A 461-nucleotide genomic window follows, 5' to 3' on the forward strand; every position below is an offset into this window, starting at 1 on the left:
CTTTGTGAGTGGACGTGTGCTGTTATCCGACTCGACACACGTCAAAGCAAACGCTAATAAAAATAAGTTTTTTCGCATAGCGAAGACCCAAAAGATCGTTCGCTATATGGGCGAACTGGAACAAGCGGTCCAACAAGACCGAGCGGCGCACGGAAAAAAGCGCTAAAGCCGAAAGCCACCCGCCCAACGTTGCATAAAAAAGCGTCGTTGACTCGGGTTAGTATAACGGATCCTGATAGTGGATTCATGATGCGGGATCATAAGCCACAAGGGTTTTTCTATCTTGACCACCGAACGGTGGATGCCAAGTACAATTTCATCACCGACACCTTTATCACGCCAGGTAATGTCCATGATACGGACCCTTATCTCGAGCGTTTGAAACACCAAACCAAAAAATTTTCTTTCCCTGTCGAAGCCGTTGCGCTCGATGCCGGGTATTTCACAGGGCATATTTGTAT

The 461-nt window shown here is 47.3% G+C and carries 1 pseudogene; it reads left to right on the forward strand.

Annotation, left to right across the window (positions count from 1 at the left end):
* Positions 1-461: pseudogene (locus R0J92_RS21710) on the forward strand (IS5/IS1182 family transposase); the annotation flags it as partial.

The organism is Tritonibacter sp. SIMBA_163 (assembly GCF_046535935.1).
Classification (GTDB): Bacteria; Pseudomonadota; Alphaproteobacteria; order Rhodobacterales; family Rhodobacteraceae; genus Epibacterium; species Epibacterium scottomollicae.